Origin of the sequence: Ekhidna sp., assembly GCF_965221965.1 — a bacterium.
Classification (GTDB): Bacteria; Bacteroidota; Bacteroidia; order Cytophagales; family Cyclobacteriaceae; genus Ekhidna.
Genome location: NZ_OZ244926.1, coordinates 412,666 through 429,975, shown reverse-complemented (window position 1 = coordinate 429,975; position 17,310 = coordinate 412,666). Strand labels below are relative to the sequence as shown.

Annotated in this window: 14 protein-coding genes and 1 pseudogene; 8 read left to right on the top strand and 7 right to left on the bottom strand. The window is 43.4% G+C overall.

Annotation, left to right across the window (positions count from 1 at the left end):
• Window positions 1–568: 568 nt before the first annotated feature.
• Window positions 569–985, bottom strand: a complete 417-nt coding sequence (locus ACOQON_RS02100; RefSeq protein WP_420577274.1) for a hypothetical protein — start codon at window positions 983–985, stop codon at window positions 569–571.
• A gap of 647 nt (window positions 986–1,632) precedes the next feature.
• Between ACOQON_RS02100 and ACOQON_RS02095 the strand changes: the two genes are divergently transcribed.
• The 6 genes from ACOQON_RS02095 (at window position 1,633) to ACOQON_RS02070 (ending at window position 7,757) form a co-directional block, all read left to right on the top strand.
• Entirely contained in the window at window positions 1,633–3,747 is a 2,115-nt protein-coding gene (locus ACOQON_RS02095) for a hypothetical protein (RefSeq protein WP_420577273.1), read from the top strand.
• Window positions 3,747–4,628, top strand: coding sequence for a hypothetical protein (locus ACOQON_RS02090; protein ID WP_420577272.1), 882 nt, complete (start codon window positions 3,747–3,749; stop codon window positions 4,626–4,628). Before ACOQON_RS02095 ends, ACOQON_RS02090 begins: the two co-directional genes overlap by 1 nt.
• Before the next feature lie 550 nt (window positions 4,629–5,178).
• Window positions 5,179–5,565 carry a hypothetical protein gene (locus tag ACOQON_RS02085; RefSeq protein WP_420575371.1) on the top strand — a complete coding sequence of 129 codons (387 nt, stop codon included), beginning with the start codon at window positions 5,179–5,181 and terminating at the stop codon, window positions 5,563–5,565.
• Between the two features lie 26 nt (window positions 5,566–5,591).
• Entirely contained in the window at window positions 5,592–6,494 is a 903-nt protein-coding gene (locus ACOQON_RS02080; protein WP_420575372.1) for an IS3 family transposase, read from the top strand.
• Window positions 6,495–6,783: 289 nt separating this feature from the next.
• Window positions 6,784–6,963 (top strand): hypothetical protein, encoded by a 180-nt coding sequence (locus ACOQON_RS02075; protein WP_420577271.1) that lies wholly within the window; start codon window positions 6,784–6,786, stop codon window positions 6,961–6,963.
• 377 nt (window positions 6,964–7,340) lie between these two features.
• Window positions 7,341–7,757, top strand: a complete 417-nt coding sequence (locus tag ACOQON_RS02070) for a DUF1761 domain-containing protein (protein WP_420577270.1) — start codon at window positions 7,341–7,343, stop codon at window positions 7,755–7,757.
• A gap of 384 nt (window positions 7,758–8,141) precedes the next feature.
• On the opposite strand, the pseudogene ACOQON_RS02065 reads toward ACOQON_RS02070, so the two are convergent.
• From ACOQON_RS02065 to ACOQON_RS02055, 3 genes and pseudogenes are all read right to left on the bottom strand, one after another.
• Window positions 8,142–8,240 (bottom strand): annotated as a pseudogene (locus ACOQON_RS02065) (ATP-dependent helicase C-terminal domain-containing protein); the annotation flags it as partial.
• Window positions 8,241–8,409: 169 nt separating this feature from the next.
• Window positions 8,410–10,890 (bottom strand): ATP-dependent helicase HrpB, encoded by a 2,481-nt coding sequence (hrpB, locus tag ACOQON_RS02060; protein WP_420577269.1) that lies wholly within the window; start codon window positions 10,888–10,890, stop codon window positions 8,410–8,412.
• 152 nt (window positions 10,891–11,042) lie between these two features.
• A complete protein-coding gene (locus ACOQON_RS02055; RefSeq protein ID WP_420577268.1) occupies window positions 11,043–11,372 on the bottom strand; it encodes a GIY-YIG nuclease family protein in 330 nt (109 codons plus the stop codon).
• Between the two features lie 246 nt (window positions 11,373–11,618).
• Here ACOQON_RS02055 and ACOQON_RS02050 point away from each other — a divergent pair, with 246 nt between their 5' ends.
• The gene (locus tag ACOQON_RS02050; protein ID WP_420577267.1) at window positions 11,619–12,266 is read left to right on the top strand and encodes an SET domain-containing protein; all 648 of its coding nucleotides are present in this window, start codon (window positions 11,619–11,621) and stop codon (window positions 12,264–12,266) included.
• Here the strand turns inward: ACOQON_RS02050 and ACOQON_RS02045 are convergent.
• Together ACOQON_RS02045 and ACOQON_RS02040 are read right to left on the bottom strand one after the other, a co-directional pair.
• Window positions 12,263–13,012, bottom strand: coding sequence for a glucose 1-dehydrogenase (locus ACOQON_RS02045; RefSeq protein ID WP_420577266.1), 750 nt, complete (start codon window positions 13,010–13,012; stop codon window positions 12,263–12,265). The two genes, ACOQON_RS02050 and ACOQON_RS02045, sit on opposite strands and share 4 nt — an antisense overlap.
• A gap of 87 nt (window positions 13,013–13,099) precedes the next feature.
• A complete protein-coding gene (locus ACOQON_RS02040) occupies window positions 13,100–13,663 on the bottom strand; it encodes a TetR/AcrR family transcriptional regulator (RefSeq protein ID WP_420577265.1) in 564 nt (187 codons plus the stop codon).
• Window positions 13,664–13,811: 148 nt separating this feature from the next.
• Between ACOQON_RS02040 and ACOQON_RS02035 the strand changes: the two genes are divergently transcribed.
• Window positions 13,812–14,663, top strand: coding sequence for a hypothetical protein (locus ACOQON_RS02035; RefSeq protein ID WP_420577264.1), 852 nt, complete (start codon window positions 13,812–13,814; stop codon window positions 14,661–14,663).
• Between the two features lie 12 nt (window positions 14,664–14,675).
• Here ACOQON_RS02035 and ACOQON_RS02030 read toward each other — a convergent pair whose 3' ends face one another.
• Window positions 14,676–17,309: an ABC transporter permease gene (locus tag ACOQON_RS02030; RefSeq protein ID WP_420577263.1), complete on the bottom strand. Its 2,634-nt coding sequence runs from the start codon at window positions 17,307–17,309 to the stop codon at window positions 14,676–14,678.
• Between the last annotated feature and the right edge of the window lies 1 nt (window position 17,310).

Genomic DNA, 17,310 nt, shown 5'->3' with positions numbered 1-17,310 from the left:
CGGCTTCTGTCCCGTCTAAATCGCAAAGCAATCCGCCTTGAGGTAAATCCCCCTTTGAAGGGGGGTGTGTTGGGATTGTGTATTGGCAGGGGGATGTTACTCACCGCAAAGAACAACATCCATTGGTCATTCTGAACTTGTTTCAGAATCTTCATTCTATTTACCGCAAACCAATCTCGAAGACCCTGAAATAAATTCAGGGTGACTTTCTAATTAAAAGCAGTTAACAAAATATGATGTGTCATGCTGAACTTGTTTCAGCATCTATGTTCCTTGAAGCCGGACTGAGTACTGACAAGAGCAGGTTACTGCACATTCGTTGGTGACAAACACCAACGAAGGCTGAAAGGCTAAGGCTGAAAACCAATTCAGGAAGCAAATCCCCTTTGAAACGGTCCGACGCTTCGGGCGGTTCGACGATTCGAGGGTGTGTCGGCCAGAGCGAAAGCTGGGAATGTTCGACCCTGAACTATATTCGGAGTGACATTCTATTATTACTCTCACCAAACGAAAAAGGCTGAGTCATGCCGAGACTAGACGGGCGCACTCGTTTCAGAATCTATCCCGTCTAAGAAACTAAAATGATAAAGAGGATCAATGTAATTACGCTAACGACCGTTGTGAAAATTCCTGTTCCTCTGGACTTTGTCCAGCCAGACAACCCGATAATGGTGAACAGCGATAGAACACCAACCAAATACCCCAAAAATCCAATGAACCTGGGCATATTTAAATCACTTTGAGTCACCTCAACAGGGTAACCCTGTGTGGTTACCATTAAGATATTCGTCATGCCAAAAACAGCCGTAAGGAAGCCTCCAGATGAAGTAGTAGCCAGTTTCAAAATGGTATTCTGAAGGCGATCATTCGATTTATTGATCAGTAAGTTGGCTGTTAATGCGATGGAAAATCCACCTAGAAATACAGATATTAGAATGAAATGATTGGAGAGTTTATTCCAGTATTCAAAAGGTAATTCGCTCATTGCATGCAGTCGTTTAGCTATGATTTATGAGGCACAAGCCAATCTATCCGACTGTGTACCCACCGTAGCATTAAAAGTAGCGGAAGTACGCCAAAAGCCCAACCTGCCGGATCGTCTAAATCGCAAAGCAATCCGCCTTGATCCAATCCCCCTTTAAAGGGAGGTATGCTGGCATGCACGATAGCAGGGGGATGTTAAGACCCTGAACTAAATTCAGGGTGACTTTCTAATTAAAAGCAGTTAACAAAATATGATGTGTCATGCTGAACTTGTTTCAGCATCTATGTTCCTTGAAGCCGGACTGAGTACTGACAAGAGCAGGTTATTGCACGTTCGTTGGTGACAACAACAACGAAGGCTGAAAGCCAATTCAGGAAGCAAATCCCCCTTTGAAACGGTCCGACGCTTCGGGCGGTTCGACGATTCGAGGGTGTGTCGGCTCGTGCGTTGGCAGGGGGATGTTAGACCCTGAAACAAGGCGCCCGGCCAGGGTTCAGGGTGACGTTCTGTTATTATTTACACAATAAAGCACAAGCGGACGTATGCGCTAGAGGAAGTGAAATATCAACCATTCAATGAATATTTTTTCTTGTTCTAATAATATTTAACTTAACGAGATAACATTTTCCACTCCTTTAATCACCGTTATGCCAATTAATATATCTGAATTAGATAATGTTTACTCAAAATACGGATACAAGAAAAAAGCGACTAATGACAATCTGCGTGTTTATTTGTATGAAGAGGGTCGCTATTTTGGTGTTGATATAATCCCCATTAAAAATAACTCTGAGACAGAGTCTGAAATTGAGAAAATAAGGAAAGAGTATGCAGATGGTGGTTATGCCGTTCAAATAAGAAAAATAAATAATATTGATGAAGCTGCTGATGAGCTATATAAAAGCTTTTTTGCATACCAATCCACGCTAAAAAGACTAAAATCTAAGTACAAGCTTTTTTCAAAGAATCAAACCAAATTAAACGGTGGTACGCCCTACAAATACATTAATTCACAATATCAAATTAATAATGAGAACCCCTCAACTGATATAATTACTGAAATAAGGAGATATCTCAGGTCATCATCACCTCAACTAATAATTATAGAAGCTGCCGCTGGATACGGTAAAACTTGTACTTCTTATGAAATATTAAATAGCCTAACTAATAATGGTGATTGTGCCAATCCAATAATGACAGAACTGTCAAGAAATCGAGGAGCTAATATTTTCAGATATATCCTATTGGATGAAATAGATCGTGAATATCCAAATTTAGATTCAAAACTCGTTAAGCATGAAATTCAAAGTGGCAGGATTCCTCTAATAATAGATGGCTTTGATGAATTGTTACACAAATCTGATTTAGTGTCTGACCAGGAGCATGAAGTATTCGGTGAAGTTGAACCCATGCTTGATACAATTGGTAAGATGCTAACGGGAAAAGCCAAACTAATACTAACAACAAGAAAAACGGCGATTTTTGGAGGATCTGAATTTAGGGATTGGTTTAAAAGATGGAAAAATGCCTTTCAAGTAAACCGATTTACAATTGAAATACCTAGGATCAAAGATTGGCTAGGAAAAGAAAGAGTAAATGAGGTTAAAGAAAAAAATATCCCGATAGATCAAATAGCAAACCCTGTATTATTAACCTATTTAAGAAATCTCACAAAAGACGATTTTAATAACCACTTACTAGAGCCTGACCTAATTGTCCAAAAATACTTTTTCTCATTAATGGAGAGAGAAAAAGCGCGCCAAGAGCTTTACATCGACCCATATGATCAATACCAGATTTTCAAAAACGTGGTAAAAATGCTTATTCAGTTTGACCTATCATCTGAAAAAAAACAATTTATGCGCGATGTTATAGAAGACGAAAATCGCAAAATCTTAGAAAAAGCACTAAAAGCTTATCCTGGTAGTCCATCAATCGATACCATAAGTGATAAATTGATAAACCATGCAATTCTGGACAGAAAAGGACGAGAAGAAAATCAAGTTGGTTTTATAAATGACTTTGTATTTGGAAATTTCATTGGGGAGATAATGTGCGAAACAAGCCCTCAAGAAATTGAAAATAATTTCTCTGCTTATATGGTAGAGCTAGGAGCTACTGCGTTCAGAGTTCAGAATAGTGCCAATAAGAAGCTGCTTTGGGATAAAGTAGAGTTGCTAAAGCATAAATTTCCTACAAATGTACTTTTCAACTTTGACGTCACACTGAGAGGAAAGTTGCTTCGGCCCATAAAAGGTACCACCGTAACTTCGATTCAAGCTTACCAAGTCTTCTTTGATGAAAGTTGCACAATAGACTCTACCGTATTTATTAGCTGCAAATTCAAGAAGTGTAAATTTCAAATCTCAGCATTTAAAGGCTCTACATTTATTCAATGTCATTTTGACTCGTGTGAAGTTATTGGAGGTGATTATCTAGATTATAAGACCGAGAACTCATCAATTTCCTGTACTGAAACCGATTGCAATATTTTCTATTATAATTCAAGACATTTCCTAGAAGAAGAATACACTGCTGATGAAATCTTTCAAAATGAAATCCTCAAAAAAATCTATGAACTAGAAAGTAAACATAGAACGCAAAAATTATTACACCTTATTAAAGAGTATGATAAGGCAAAACGAAAAACAGTTCAAAATGAGATTCAAAACCTAGCCAAGAATGGGTATTTAGTAGTTAATGGCATGGATGTTCATTTAAGTATGAATAAGCTTGAGGAAGTTAAAAAAAGAATTAAATAATGAATGCTGGATTAGACAGAATTGCAAGAGGTATTTCGTCTGAAATTGAATCAGAGCTGGAAAGAATTGGATTACTGTTTAGAATTTTTGATCGTGCGAAATCTGAGGAGTCATTAAAAAGAAAACTGGAGCGGAAAAAGTACCACCTAGATTCCAATGGAAAGTTGATGCAAGATCTAATTGGGATCAGAGTTGTTCTATACTTCAAAGATGATATCCCTCTTGTATACAAAGCTCTAAAATCAAAATTTGAATTTGTTGATGAAACAATTGATGAGGCTGAAGAAACAGTATTTGCTCCAAATAGGATTAATTTGATTTTTAGGCTTAAGAAAGACTATCAGGAAGAGGTTACAGATACGATAATTAGAGATTATCGATATATAGACACCACTTATGAAGTACAGATTCGAACAATGCTATCAGAAGGATGGCATGAAATTGAACACGACTTAAGATATAAATGCAGCGAGGATTGGGAAGATTTTCAAGAACTCTCTAGAACATTAAATGGATTATATGCAGCATTAGAGACCAACGATTGGTCAATATTGTCATTATTTGACAAACTGGCATATGAACACTACAAGGCAAAAAACCTTCCAGCTATGTTAAGGAACAAGTTTAGAGTAAGAGTTAGCAATGAACCAATTGAGCCCGCATTGATGAAGGTTATTAATAACTCTGATGATAACCTTATTAAACAAATACTTAGGGTAGATAGAAATGAATTTCTTAATCAAATCTTTGACGATGGAGTTAAATTTCCAATCACACTTTCTAATCTTGTCTACGTTATAAATGGCTACTATATAAAGGATCGTGCATTATTAAATATAACTCCATCTTACATCACTGATAAAAAGGCGATATTTAGATAGTATATATACCTACTTAACCCCATCTAAGTGTAGCTACACTTCCGCTGCTAGCGCGAGTTTGTCACTCGTGCTCATATTATGAAGAACTTCTAAAGATAGGTACGAGCTACAAGCTCGCACCAGCGAGAGGAATTGCTCCTTGCAAAGACCGCTGACTCTTTGGCAAAGGGCGCTGACTCACCGTCAATAAGTGCTGAATTGTTGGCAAAGGGTTCTGACTGAGTGACATTGACCGCTGACTCGCTGGCAAAGAGCACTGGCTGTATGACAAGGTCTGTTGGCTATTTGTCATTGATTTATGTGTGTTAAGACATCCCCTGCTCACCCCCGAAGCGTCGGACCGCTCGAAACGTCGGACCGCCTTCAAAGGGGGAATTGTTTGCCAGAAACGTCGAACCGCCCTCAAAAAGGGAATTGCTCCGATTCGAACACTGTATGAAGGTCGGAGTGTATTGGAAGAACCGCGGAGTGGGCTACACAAACCCCAGAGTGTATTGGAAGAACCCCGGGGTCACGTCCTGAAATAGGTTGACACAAAACAGTGTCAAAAATGAAAACAGAGTTAGCACAGAACGACATAGGAAAGTACAAGAGTTGTAAGTACCGAATAGCCTTCAAGTTAAAAGTGATAGATGATCTTATAGCCAATCAGGAGAGTGATACATTTATTTCTAGAAAGCACGGTATTCCATCGGGCAGCTTGTGGAGTATAAAGCGAGATTTATTGAATCGATTGGGATATTATCCTATCTTAGATCAAGTGACAAAGAAGCAGCAACAAGGAAAACTTACCTCCGAAGAAGAGGTTGAGGCACTTAAAAAGGCCTTAGACTTGGCTACCATGAAGGTCGCTGCATTGGAGACGCTCATTGATGTGGCAGAGGATCAGTTCAACATCGATATCCGAAAAAAGCCAGAATCCAAGCAGTCGAAATAATGCGGGCCTTACATCCTGACAGAGGCATGGCGTACCTGTGTCAATTGCTTGGATTTAGCCGACAGGCCTATTACAAAGGCCACCAACGCAGCACAGATAGAGCTGCCTTCTACACCATTGTGGCGGAATTAGTAACAGAAATCAGAGCACGCGTTGGTAATCAACGCCTGGGATCAAGAAAGCTACTTCCCCTGCTCAATGAACAATTGAGTAAACAAGGGATGAGTGTAGGCAGAGACCAATTGTTCGATATTATGGACAGCTATGGATTAAAAGTTCGTCGCAGGTACAGAAGAAAACCCCGTACCACCGACAGCACCCACGGCTTCCGTCGCTACCCAAATCTGGTCAAAAGCGTGGATATTAAGCACTCAGAACACGTTTGGGTCAGCGACATTACCTATGTGAAGGTCAAAGATCGCTTCATGTATCTCAATCTCATTACCGATGCACACTCCCGCAAGATCATGGGCTACAGGCTTCACGAAGACCTTTCGGTAGAAGGTTCGCTCAAAGCTTTACTGATGGCCATTGGCAACCGGGAGTATCCCCATCGCAAGCTCATCCATCATAGTGATCAGGGCGTGCAATACTGCTCGCATATGTATGTGAACCAGCTCAAAACCCAGGGTATAGCCATCAGTATGGCTTCTAAGGGTAGCCCGCATGAAAATGCACTGGCCGAGCGGATCAACGGGATCCTCAAACAGGAGTATGACTTGTGTAAGGCCATCGATAGTGAAGAAAAAGCCAGGCAGCTGGTTGAAGTAGCAGTAGCCTCCTACAACACCAGGCGTCCTCACCTCAGTCTGCAGGGCCAAACACCTGAGCAGGCACATGGAGCTGACAACTGGAGTCAGGACGAAGCAGAGGAGTTGTCAATCAAATCCAGTACTAAAAAAGTAAGTGTAAAGACTGATCAGGATTAATAAAATGACTGTCAATCAATTAAAGGATTACATAAACCCATGACAATAGAATGAAGGATTAACGAATAAGATGACAACCTAAAACAGGACCAGATCTTAGCCTGTCTACTTATCCCAGGATTACAGTAATGCTGGTAAAGTACAATTAGGATTATGGTTTATCATTGTAAACCACATTTAGAATTAATGTAAAACCTGTCAACTTATTTTAGGACGGGACACAACTTATTTTAGGACGGGACACGGAGAGCTCTGCAATAAGGTCGGAGTAGATTGGATAAACCTCGGAGTGCGATGGAATAAGCCCGGAATGCAATGGAACAATCTCGGGGAGGATTGGATAAAGCTGGGAATGCAATGGAATAAGCTCGGAGAGCGTTGCATAAAGGTCGGAACGGGCTGCACAAACCCCGGAGTGCTCTACATACCGGCCGGAGCATTTCTTATTCCTTCTATGCCCAATAGATGAATGGCTTTTTTGGGAGTAGAAACATCCCCCTCCTCCCCTGAACCCATCACACACCCCGAAACGTCGGACCGCCTTCAAAGGGGAAATAATTCTCTCCCGTCTTCCCCTTGCGAACGACGAAGGAGTGAGACTTGGGGATCTCACTCTTATGTACCGATTCAATGATGAGACTGCTTCGGTCGTGTCTCCCTCGCAGTGACGGGAATATTTGTGATGTGTCATTCTGAACTTGTTTCAGAATCTTCATCATATGGATACGGTAACAAATCTCGTAGACTCTGAAACAAGTTCAGAGTGACGTTCTAATTGAGAGTAGGATAACACACATTTTTTCCAAAAATCAGTAGCTTTATAGAGTAACACTAACCTTCATTATTATGACAGCTAAAAATCGAATACTCGCAACCCTGGTGGGGTTTGTGGTATTATTCCTATTGGGATGGCTTTTTTACGGAATCTTATTGATGGATTTCTATGCAGACAATACCGGATCTGCAACTAATCTGATGCGTGCAGAAGACGAAATGATCTGGTGGGCGCTTATTTTGGGCAACCTATTGCAGGCGTATTTTCTTGTTTACATCTTCAGCAAATGGGAGGACATAAACACGTTTGGGGCAGGATTTAAAGGCGGTGCGATTCTCGGACTAATCCTGGGATTAGGCTTCAACCTGACCATGTACGCAACTTCCAATATGATGAACCTTATCGGCACGCTGGTAGACCCAATTGTTTACATGGTCATGATGGGCATCACCGGAGGTGTGATAGGCATGATGCTGGGAAGAAAATAGTATTGACATCAAATGACTTTTAGCCCGGGTGTATTCATTCGGGCTTTTTTTATTCTGTCATGCCAGCCGTGAATGAAGATGTTACCGTCATCGCGATCCGACGAAGGAGGAGAAGTGATCTCATTCTTGTCGATCCAATTGTGAGACTGCTTCAGTCGTGCCTCCCCTGCCTTTGCCGGCGGGCAGGATCGCAGTGACGGTCATGTTTTTTAACCTGTCATCGCGCACTCGATCCGCAATGGAATTGGCGCGATCTTCCACTTTGGTTATGGAAGATGCCGTGTAGGAAGTCATGCTGAACTTGTTTCAGCATCTATATTCTGTAGACCGCAGACAATGATGTAGACCCTGAAACGAGTTCAGGGTGACGTTCTAGTGGTGTGGTTATTTCTTCCGCTTCACACCCCTCACCGCCTCTGCAGTCCAGGGGTCGTCGGGCCAGTGGTGCTTGGGGTAGCGACCTTTCAGGTCCTTGCGTACTTTCCTTGTCATCGCGCACTTGATCCGCAATGGAATTGGCGCGATCTTCCGTTTTAGTGGAAGATGCCGTGTAGGAAGTCATGCTGAACTTGTTTCAGCATCTATATTCTGTAGACCGCAGACAATGATGTAGACCCTGAAACGAGTTCAGGGTGACGTTCTAGTGGTATGGTTATTTCTTCCGCTTCACACCCCTCACCGCCTCTGCCGTCCACGGATCGTCGGGCCAGTGGTGCTTGGGGTAGCGCCCCTTCAGGTCTTTGCGTACCTCGAAGTACGTCTCATTCCAGAAGTTTTTCAAATCAGAGGTCACCTGCACAGGCTTGAAACCGGGAGAAAGCAGGTGGATCAGCATCGGTGTTTTGCCATCATTTACTGTTGGCGTCTCAGCCATCCCAAACAGCTCCTGAATGCGGGCGGCCAAGACAGGCGCCTCGCCATTGTTGCGGTACATGATCTTGATGTTAGAGCCACTGGGTACTTCCATTTTGGTGGGCGCCAAACGGTTCAGTTCCTGCTGCCGATCATAGTCCATCGCGTGGGTCAACACCTCCACCAGATTAATCTTCTTCAGCTCGTGCGGTTTCTTCACATCGTTCAAATAAGGCCCAAGCCATTCTTCATTGGTCAGCAACAGGGTGTCGGTGCTGTAGTCACTCCAGCCGTCGGATGGCCTCCATTTACGGAGGCAACCCACGCGATTTTGCAGTTGCTCAACATCCTCATTCCAATCCAACAATGTACGCCCTTCTTTCTTGATGGCATCCACAATCGCTTCCTTCAAGCGTGATGGATCAGGATCCGGAAGGGGTACGGATTTCAACACAATACTCCCGATGCGCAGATCTTTGCTAGCATTCAGCCCTCCGTCATCGGTATCCCACTCAATCACTTCCACTTCTTTCACTCGAGAAGCCAAATCTTTCGGATTGAGCGGGGCAGCCATGAAGATCTTACCCATGCCGTCTCGCGCATCCAGGTTAGCAATGGCCAACCACTGCTCGTGGGCCAGGTCGTCACGATGACCCGCCATGGCGATGCGTCCATTCGCGAGTTTGAATTGGGCATTGTTCCCCGGCCGGTTGTGGGCGATACGCTCGGGGAACGCATGCGTGATCAGCAAGCCTGTCTCATACGGGTCAAAGTGATCATTGTCAGCTTCTGCATCAAACAGCTGCCGATAGGATTGAGCAATCTTCTCGATGCGATCAAAGCGACCGCCTTTTCTGTTTTCCCTTCGGTGGGTGCGCAGCGCCTCTATCCGGTTGTTGATGTCAATGCCTGCTTCTTTTCCTAGTGGATCTCGTTCCTCCAGCAGGGCTGCCACATCGGCCGCCAGTGGCACCAGGTCTTCCTCTTCTGCCATCAGCATCATGTGTGCCAGGCGCGGGTGACAGGGCAAGCGATGTACCGCTTTGCCATGCTCGGTGATGCGTCCGTTTTCCAGCGCTTCCAATTCGTGAAGTGTTTGCACAGCCGCCTGCCACGCGCCTCTCGGTGGGGGCAACAGCCACGTTAAACTCATTGGGTCCATCACACCCCAGCTGGCCAGGTCCAGTGCTAGTCCGGAAAGGTCGGATTCTAATATCTCCGGTGTGCGGTGCTCCTGCAATCGTTCGTCCGTAGCTTTAGACCACATGCGATAGCACAGCCCCGGACTCAATCGTCCGGCACGCCCTGCCCGCTGGTCGGCAGAGTCTTTGGAGATCTGCACCGTTTCCAGTCGCGACAAGCCTGATTTTGGATCCCATTTCATCGTGCGTCCAAAGCCTGTGTCCACCACGATTTTGATGCCTTCAATGGTCAAACTGGTCTCAGCGATGTTGGTCGCCAGCACCACTTTGCGCCTCCCTTCCCGGTCGGGAAGAATGGCGGCTTTTTGTTTATTGTATGGCAGCTGTCCATAGAGTGGGTGGATGGCCCATCCTCGTAGTTTGGGTTTCAGGATGTCGGCACACTTGGTGATCTCGCCCTGCCCGGGCAGAAACACCAGGATGTCGCCTTCATGCGCCTTGGAGGCTTTGATGACCGTATTGGCCGTCATCTCGGGAATCATGAACTGGTCTTGATCACCGACATGGATGATGTCTACACGGTATTGGCGTCCTTCGCTCTCCACCACAGGGGCTTTCAACGACTGGATCAGTTGTGGCATATTCAAGGTCGCTGACATCACCAGTATCTTCAGGTCCGGTCGCAACACCTGCTGGGACTCCCGGCACAATGCCAATGCCACATCGGCGTGGATGCTGCGTTCATGGAACTCATCGAAGATGACCAGTCCGACTCCTTCGAGGGAATTGTCGCCATGCAGCATGCGAGTTAGGATTCCTTCAGTCACCACCTCGATCTTCGTATTGTCGCTGACTTTATTCTCAAACCGAATGCGGTAGCCGATGGTATTTCCTACTTGTTCACCCAACAGCTCAGACATCCTCATTGCGATGGATTTGGCTGCCAATCGGCGTGGCTCCAGCATGATGATTTTTTGATCCTTCAGCCAGGCTTCCTCGAGTAGTGCCAGTGGCAGTAGTGTACTTTTCCCTGCACCCGGAGGGGCATGCACGATAAGGGTGTTTTCTTCGGCAAGTTGCGTTTTGACATCTTCCAGGATGTCTACGATTGGCAGGTCGATGGAGGTCGGGTCGAACATGGTGGCGAAGTTAATGTGGATCACTTTTGTAAGCGTATAGACCCTGAACCAAGTTCAGGGTGACTTACAATTAAGAGCACAGACCAAAAAATACTCAGTCATGCTGAACTTGTTTCAGCATCTATATCAATCAGACCCAAACACAATAAGTTCTATTTCAAATTTCCCGTCTTTACAGATTCAATATCATCCTCATCAAACCAGTCTTCAGCTAAATCATTCAATTCTGGATTACTTTCTTTGATCAAATTCCATTTCCATTCCTTATGCCAGTTCTTCAATTGTTTTTCACGCTCAATTGCCTGTTCGATTGAAGAAAATGCTTCAAAGTGCATCAAGTATTTAAGGTGGTATTTGGCAGTATACTTTGAGCCTGTACCTGCTTTATGCTGCAAGACTCTAACTTCTATATCATTTGTCATTCCTACATACAGTAGTGTTCTCTTTGCATTCGAGAGGATATAAGTATAGCCTTTCTTCATAACGTAAAGATAGACTCTGAATTTAGAAGACCCTGAAACGAGTTCAGGGTGACTTACCGAATTAAGGTCCCTTTATCGAAGCGAATCCATCTGCTACTTAGACGTGATGGAAGCGAGCACGAAGTAAAGCGTACAGCGCGGATACCTGTGGATGTGGAATGAAGGACTTTCTCTCCAAAAAAATAATTGCTTCCGTTGATTTTGGAATAGGTGAAAATTCCGAAATACTGATTAAACTTTGCATAAATGATTCATCCGAAAACGGAAATTAAACACATCAGTGACGAGGTTGGTTACGGTGTGTTTGCCACGGAATTGATCCCTGAGGGTACCATCGTCTATGTAAAAGACAGCCTCGAGATCGTGGTAAGTCCCACTGACTATCTTTTGTATAGCGGTGAGATGCAAGAAGTCATCGAAAAGTATTCCTATATCGATGAAACCGGCAACCGAATTATCAGCTGGGATTTTGCGAAATATGTGAATCACTGCTGCAACTGCAACACCATCAGTACGGGCTATGGGTTTGAGTTAGCGATCCGGGATATTCAGCCGGGCGAACAGATCACCGATGAATACGGCATTTTTAACCTGGAAACGGAGATTCCCCTGATCTGCGGACAGAAGAATTGTCGGAAAAAAGTTGGCCCTACTGATTTTGAGGACTACTACGAAACGTGGGATATCAAAATCAAACAGTCCATTTCACACCTATTTGAGGTGGAGCAGCCGCTGATGCCACTGATCGATATGAAGACGAGGGGTGAGTTGGATCAATTTTTCCAGGATCCGGCAAAGTACAAATCAGTCTACGCACTGAAATACAAAAAGACATTAAAAAACCATCCGCCGCAATTGGCGAATGGCTTAGGTCATCAATCGATAAAATCTTAAACCTGGCTCAGGCCGCCATCAACGGCCAGCTCTATTCCATTCACGAATGAAGCATCAGAAGATGCCAGGAACAATACCGATTGTGCGAGTTCTTCCGAGGAGCCAAATCGTCCGAGTGGGACTTGCTGAGCAAATCCGGCACCCATCTGCTCAACTTCTGCTTGTGCCATGCCCATCTTGCCATAAATAGGTGTTTCCACCGGACCAGGAGCAATACTCACAGTTCTGATTTTACGTGTGCGCAATTCGCTCGCCAGAATTCTTGTTAGGGTACGAAGGGCCGCTTTGGTAGATGAATACACGCCCGATCCATCAAATCCTTTGTGATGTACCACGGAAGTATTACTGATAATTACTGCGCCATCGTTCAGGTGCGGGATTGCCTCCTTTATCAGGAAGAATGGCCCCTTTACGTTGATATCAAATTGTGAGTCGAAGTGTTCTTCGGTTATATCAGTCATCGGCATGAAGTACGCTACGCCGGCATTAGCAAACAGGATATCAATTTTTCCAAACTCATCGACTACCTGCTGAACGACTTCTTTTGATTTTGCTACATCGGCTGCATCTGCCAGAATGGTTTTCACCCCTCCTCCGATTTCACCGGCTGCCTGACTGAGTGCTTCTTCTCTTCGCCCGGTTATTACCACTTTGGCTCCTTCCTTCACGAAGAGCTTAGCAGTAGCCAATCCGATTCCACTGTTTCCACCTGTAATCAGGGCTACTTTTCCATCTAATTTTCCCATTGTTGTTTTTAATTTAGGTTTTATTTGAAATGATCAGTCCAAATAACGGATATATTGAAACGAACGTTTCAAAAAAGATGAAAAAAATTATAAGACGCTTAATACTTGGTCTGTAACAGCATCTAAGTTGGGTTCGATCAAGGAAGTGACTCGTAAACCCTGAAGGCTAGAAAATAAATAAAGGGCAAGTGTTTTCGGATCTTTCCGTTGGGAAATCTCGCCCAGTTCCTGGGCCCCCTGTATCAGCGCAGCGAATACTTCCACTACCCGATCCTTGTTATCAACCAGGAAGTCTTTGATCTTCGGATCATGACTCATCTCTGAAGCACAGCTGGTGAGCATACAGCCTTTTTGATTGCCGGAGCGAATATCTTCGCTGATTCCTCTGAATAGAGAAACAATCGCCTCCTTCGGTGATTTGGCTTCCGAAATGGTGGATTTCAACATCTTATTCTGTCGTTGCTGGTAGTGCTTGATAGACTCTTCAAACAACGAAAACTTATCGCCAAAGGAATTATAAAAACTCGATCGATTCAAACCGGTTACATCGACCAGGTCTTGCATAGATGTGCCGTTGTAGCCTTTCTTCCAGAAAAGCTCCATGACATCTTCTACGACTTGCTCTCTATCGAATAATACGGATTTAGGCATATATTGAAACAAACGTTTCAGAACAAAGATAGTTTGATTTTATCTTCCTTAAGGAACGGGAAAGTATATTCAATGCTAAAAAATCAAACCACATTTAGGGGAATTAATCTTTTTTATTTACTACCCTGTAACAAATCCTAATCAAATCATGAAACTTCACTATTGTAAGATCTTCTTCGGATTTCTATTTTTATTCGCTTCAATCAGTTGCTTAGCACAAAAAGCGAGTGAAACCACAACCGATACAGTCGCTTATAAGATTACCACTAAAGATGGTAACCAATATATTGGTACCATTGAGAAACAGAATTCAGACAGCATAGTATTCAAAACGCAGAATCTTGGAGTTATCACGATTGCCACTAATCAGGTTAAGTCAATTACCGAAATTAATCCCAATCAAAGTGGGGTTAATGGATGGCCCTATCAATTTCAAACAGCCAACTACCTAACACTTAACAGTGCCTATGGACTAGAGAAAGGAGAAGGCTACTATCAAAATATTTGGATTCTCTTCAACAATGCCTCTTATGGTATCTCTGATAACTTGTCTATTGGTATCGGAGCGCTTGGAACTTTTCTTTTTACAGATTTTGCACCGGTATGGGCAACTGCACGAATCTCTGCTCCTGTGGTTGAAAACAAGCTTAATGTTGGTGGCGGTGCTATTGTGGGAACTGCGGAGGGAGAGACTTTTGGTTTTTTGTACGGAGTAGCCACCATAGGACCAAGAGATAGAAACATTTCTGTCGGAGTAGGCAGTGGATTCGTTAATGACGAATTTTCAGACGTGTACCTCAATATAGATGGAGCCTTTAGAGTAAGTGAAAAGCTTTATCTCATTATGGAAAACTACCTGATTGAAAACGAAGTGCTTACTTTCATTGGGGCTCGCTCCATCTTAGGTCGTAGTAGTCTGGAATACGGGATCATGCGATCGGGAGAAATGGATTTTATAGGTGTTCCAATTCTAGGTATCACAATCCCTCTTCATAAATAAGAAAGTTCACCATTACTCCACCTTTATCGCATCTACAGGGTTGGATGAAGCAGCTTTCCAACTGGAGTAACTCACCGTGATTGTGGCGATTAAGAACGTGACCACAATGGTAAGCGCATATACCCAGATAGGCTGTTCAATACGATAGGCATAATCCTTGAGCCACCCACTCATGAGGAAAAAAGCCACCGGAGCGGCCAATAAAAATGATAACCCAACAATCTTAATCAGATTGCGATTGATCATAAGTATAATTTCCAAGGTGCTTGCACCCAATACTTTTCTCAGGCCTATCTCTTTGAATTTTCTTTCCATTGTAAACAAAATAAACCCAAATAAACCTAAAGCGCCCAACACCATCGAAACGATGCTGAAACCAGAAAATAACTTCATCTCATTTGCCTCCTTTTCGTAAATATCCCTGGCTTGCTGATCCAAAAAGCTATAGAAGAATGGTACACTTTCTCCAAATACTTCGTACCATGACTTTTCCAGGTATTCAATGTTTTCCTGAAAATTATTTGAGGCCATTCTTACGGAAATATAATCCAGCCGATCCCAGTTGACATACATTACAAAAGGCTGTATTTCATGGTGAAGCGATCTGAAGTGAAAATCTTTTACCACCCCAATAATTTTTCCTGAAACCTCCAATCCCACATCCGAAATCGACCGATTAATTGCCTCATTTGGCTCAATTCCCAGATCACGCACTGCACTTTCATTGAGTATAAACGCCGAAGAATCTGTTGAGATAGTTGGGTCAAAATCTCTTCCTGCAATTATTTCTAAATCGAACGTGGATATATAGCCCTGCTCAACCGTATAGCGCTCCCATACTCTTTCTTCTTCAACTTCTTCAATTTCAAAGTTGGAGATATACGTATAATCAGAAAGCATTTCATGCGATGCAGCGGTTACCCCGCTGATTCCGGCCGAGGCTGTCGCCACGCTCCTAAACGCATTGATTTTCGGGATGACTGCATTGTCGTTATGAATAGGCATATTCACAATGACAGAGTCATCAAATCCCAGCTCTTTATTATGCAGAAAATTTAACTGAAGGTAAACGATGAACGTACAGATAACCAGACCGGTGGTGATTGAAAACTGTGTGATTACCAGCGCATTTCTTACAGACTTTCCTCCATCTGAAGCATTAAATTTCTTCATCAGACTCAGTGAATTTATCCGAGAGATGTATAGAGCTGGATAGGCCCCTGAAACAAGCGCTACTATAGCCAGTATCATTAAAAATGGCGCCAAAAAACCAATTTGGATCACGTCCGCCAGGGTGTAGATATGCTGGGTAAGTCCACCCAACCAAGGCAGCATAAAATATATGAGACAAATGGATAAGCATCCTGAAAGAATCACGAAGACAACTGTCTCAAAAAAGGTCTGCTGAATGATGTGCCTTCTGTGGCCACCCAAAACCTTTCTCACACCAACTTCCTTGGCTCGCTGACCCGCTTGCGCCGTAACCATATTAATGAAATTGAAGCATCCGAGGAAAAGGATGATCACACCTATGCCACCAAACAAGATCAACGATTGCGTGTCATTGTGAGCGCTCCACTCACCTATATCCTTTGGCTCGCCCAAATGAATGGATGTTAATGGCTGCAGGTCTGGAATAAGGGCATTGGTCTGATCTGATTCAAAGTTTTCATTGATTGCATGCTGAGCAGCTTCTTCCACCTGTGCTACCCTTCCATCATCAATGAGCAGATACGCACTCACAAACATATTTCGCCAACTGTCTAATTGATTTCTTCCTCCCCACATGGTTCGCTGACAGGTCTCCAGATTGGAAATGAGGTCCAGCTGAAAGCTTGTGTTCGTTGGAAAGTCCTTGTATACCCCCACAACTTCAATTTTATTCACTTCATCCCAACTAAAAATCAGCACTTTCCCGATTGGATCAGCGGTCCCAAAGTATTTACGTGCGATCGTTTCACTAATGACTACCGTATTTGGGCGATCCAGAATATTCTTCCGGTTTCCATGCACAAACTCCAGATCAAACAGCTCGAAAAATGTGGGGTCAGCCCATCCAAACCGTGGTTCATTGAAAGATTTTTGAGAGTGCTCTACGGTAACAGGAATAGCTCGGCGATATTTAAAAATACGCGTACCTGACTTCACAGCATCAAGGCTCTCAATCAAATGAGGTGTCATGGCAAGCGGTGCAAACGCATAGGTTCGATCTGATCGATTGCTGGTGTGATTGACCCTATAAATCTGATCCGACCTAGTAAATACCTGATCGAAATTCAATTCCTTATGTATGTAGAGATAGATCAACGAAGCACAACTGATACCCAATACCAGGCTTGCCAATGAGATCATGGTGTATACTTTCGTTTTCTTCATCGTACGAAAAAGAACTCGTGTGTATTGCCTTATCATACTCCTCTGCTTGTACAATGATCGATCTTGATATTTATTCATAATTCCAATGTTTCTCCTATTAAATGATTGAAATACCTCTTTCCAGAGCTTTCGTTTGGCTTTTTTAGGGTTCATACCGGCTCTTTGCTTGTAAGCCTCTATTAAGTCACCCTCTACCTCGTCTATTACCTCTGATTTGCAAAACCATCTTAGGAAAGAAAGAGGGGATTTGGGAATGTCTTGATCACCCATA

Bases quoted from the DNA above. Each gene is read 5' to 3' on its own strand.
- ACOQON_RS02100 (WP_420577274.1), bottom strand. From the start codon at position 985: ATGAGCGAATTACCTTTTGAATACTGGAATAAACTCTCCAATCATTTC.
- ACOQON_RS02070 (WP_420577270.1), top strand. From the start codon at position 7,341: ATGACAGCTAAAAATCGAATACTCGCAACCCTGGTGGGGTTTGTGGTA.
- ACOQON_RS02050 (WP_420577267.1), top strand. From the start codon at position 11,619: ATGATTCATCCGAAAACGGAAATTAAACACATCAGTGACGAGGTTGGT.
- hrpB (WP_420577269.1), bottom strand. From the start codon at position 10,890: ATGTTCGACCCGACCTCCATCGACCTGCCAATCGTAGACATCCTGGAA.
- ACOQON_RS02085 (WP_420575371.1), top strand. From the start codon at position 5,179: ATGAAAACAGAGTTAGCACAGAACGACATAGGAAAGTACAAGAGTTGT.
- ACOQON_RS02035 (WP_420577264.1), top strand. From the start codon at position 13,812: ATGAAACTTCACTATTGTAAGATCTTCTTCGGATTTCTATTTTTATTC.
- ACOQON_RS02055 (WP_420577268.1), bottom strand. From the start codon at position 11,372: ATGAAGAAAGGCTATACTTATATCCTCTCGAATGCAAAGAGAACACTA.
- ACOQON_RS02045 (WP_420577266.1), bottom strand. From the start codon at position 13,012: ATGGGAAAATTAGATGGAAAAGTAGCCCTGATTACAGGTGGAAACAGT.
- ACOQON_RS02080 (WP_420575372.1), top strand. From the start codon at position 5,592: ATGGCGTACCTGTGTCAATTGCTTGGATTTAGCCGACAGGCCTATTAC.
- ACOQON_RS02040 (WP_420577265.1), bottom strand. From the start codon at position 13,663: ATGCCTAAATCCGTATTATTCGATAGAGAGCAAGTCGTAGAAGATGTC.
- ACOQON_RS02030 (WP_420577263.1), bottom strand. From the start codon at position 17,309: ATGGGTGATCAAGACATTCCCAAATCCCCTCTTTCTTTCCTAAGATGG.
- ACOQON_RS02090 (WP_420577272.1), top strand. From the start codon at position 3,747: ATGAATGCTGGATTAGACAGAATTGCAAGAGGTATTTCGTCTGAAATT.
- ACOQON_RS02095 (WP_420577273.1), top strand. From the start codon at position 1,633: ATGCCAATTAATATATCTGAATTAGATAATGTTTACTCAAAATACGGA.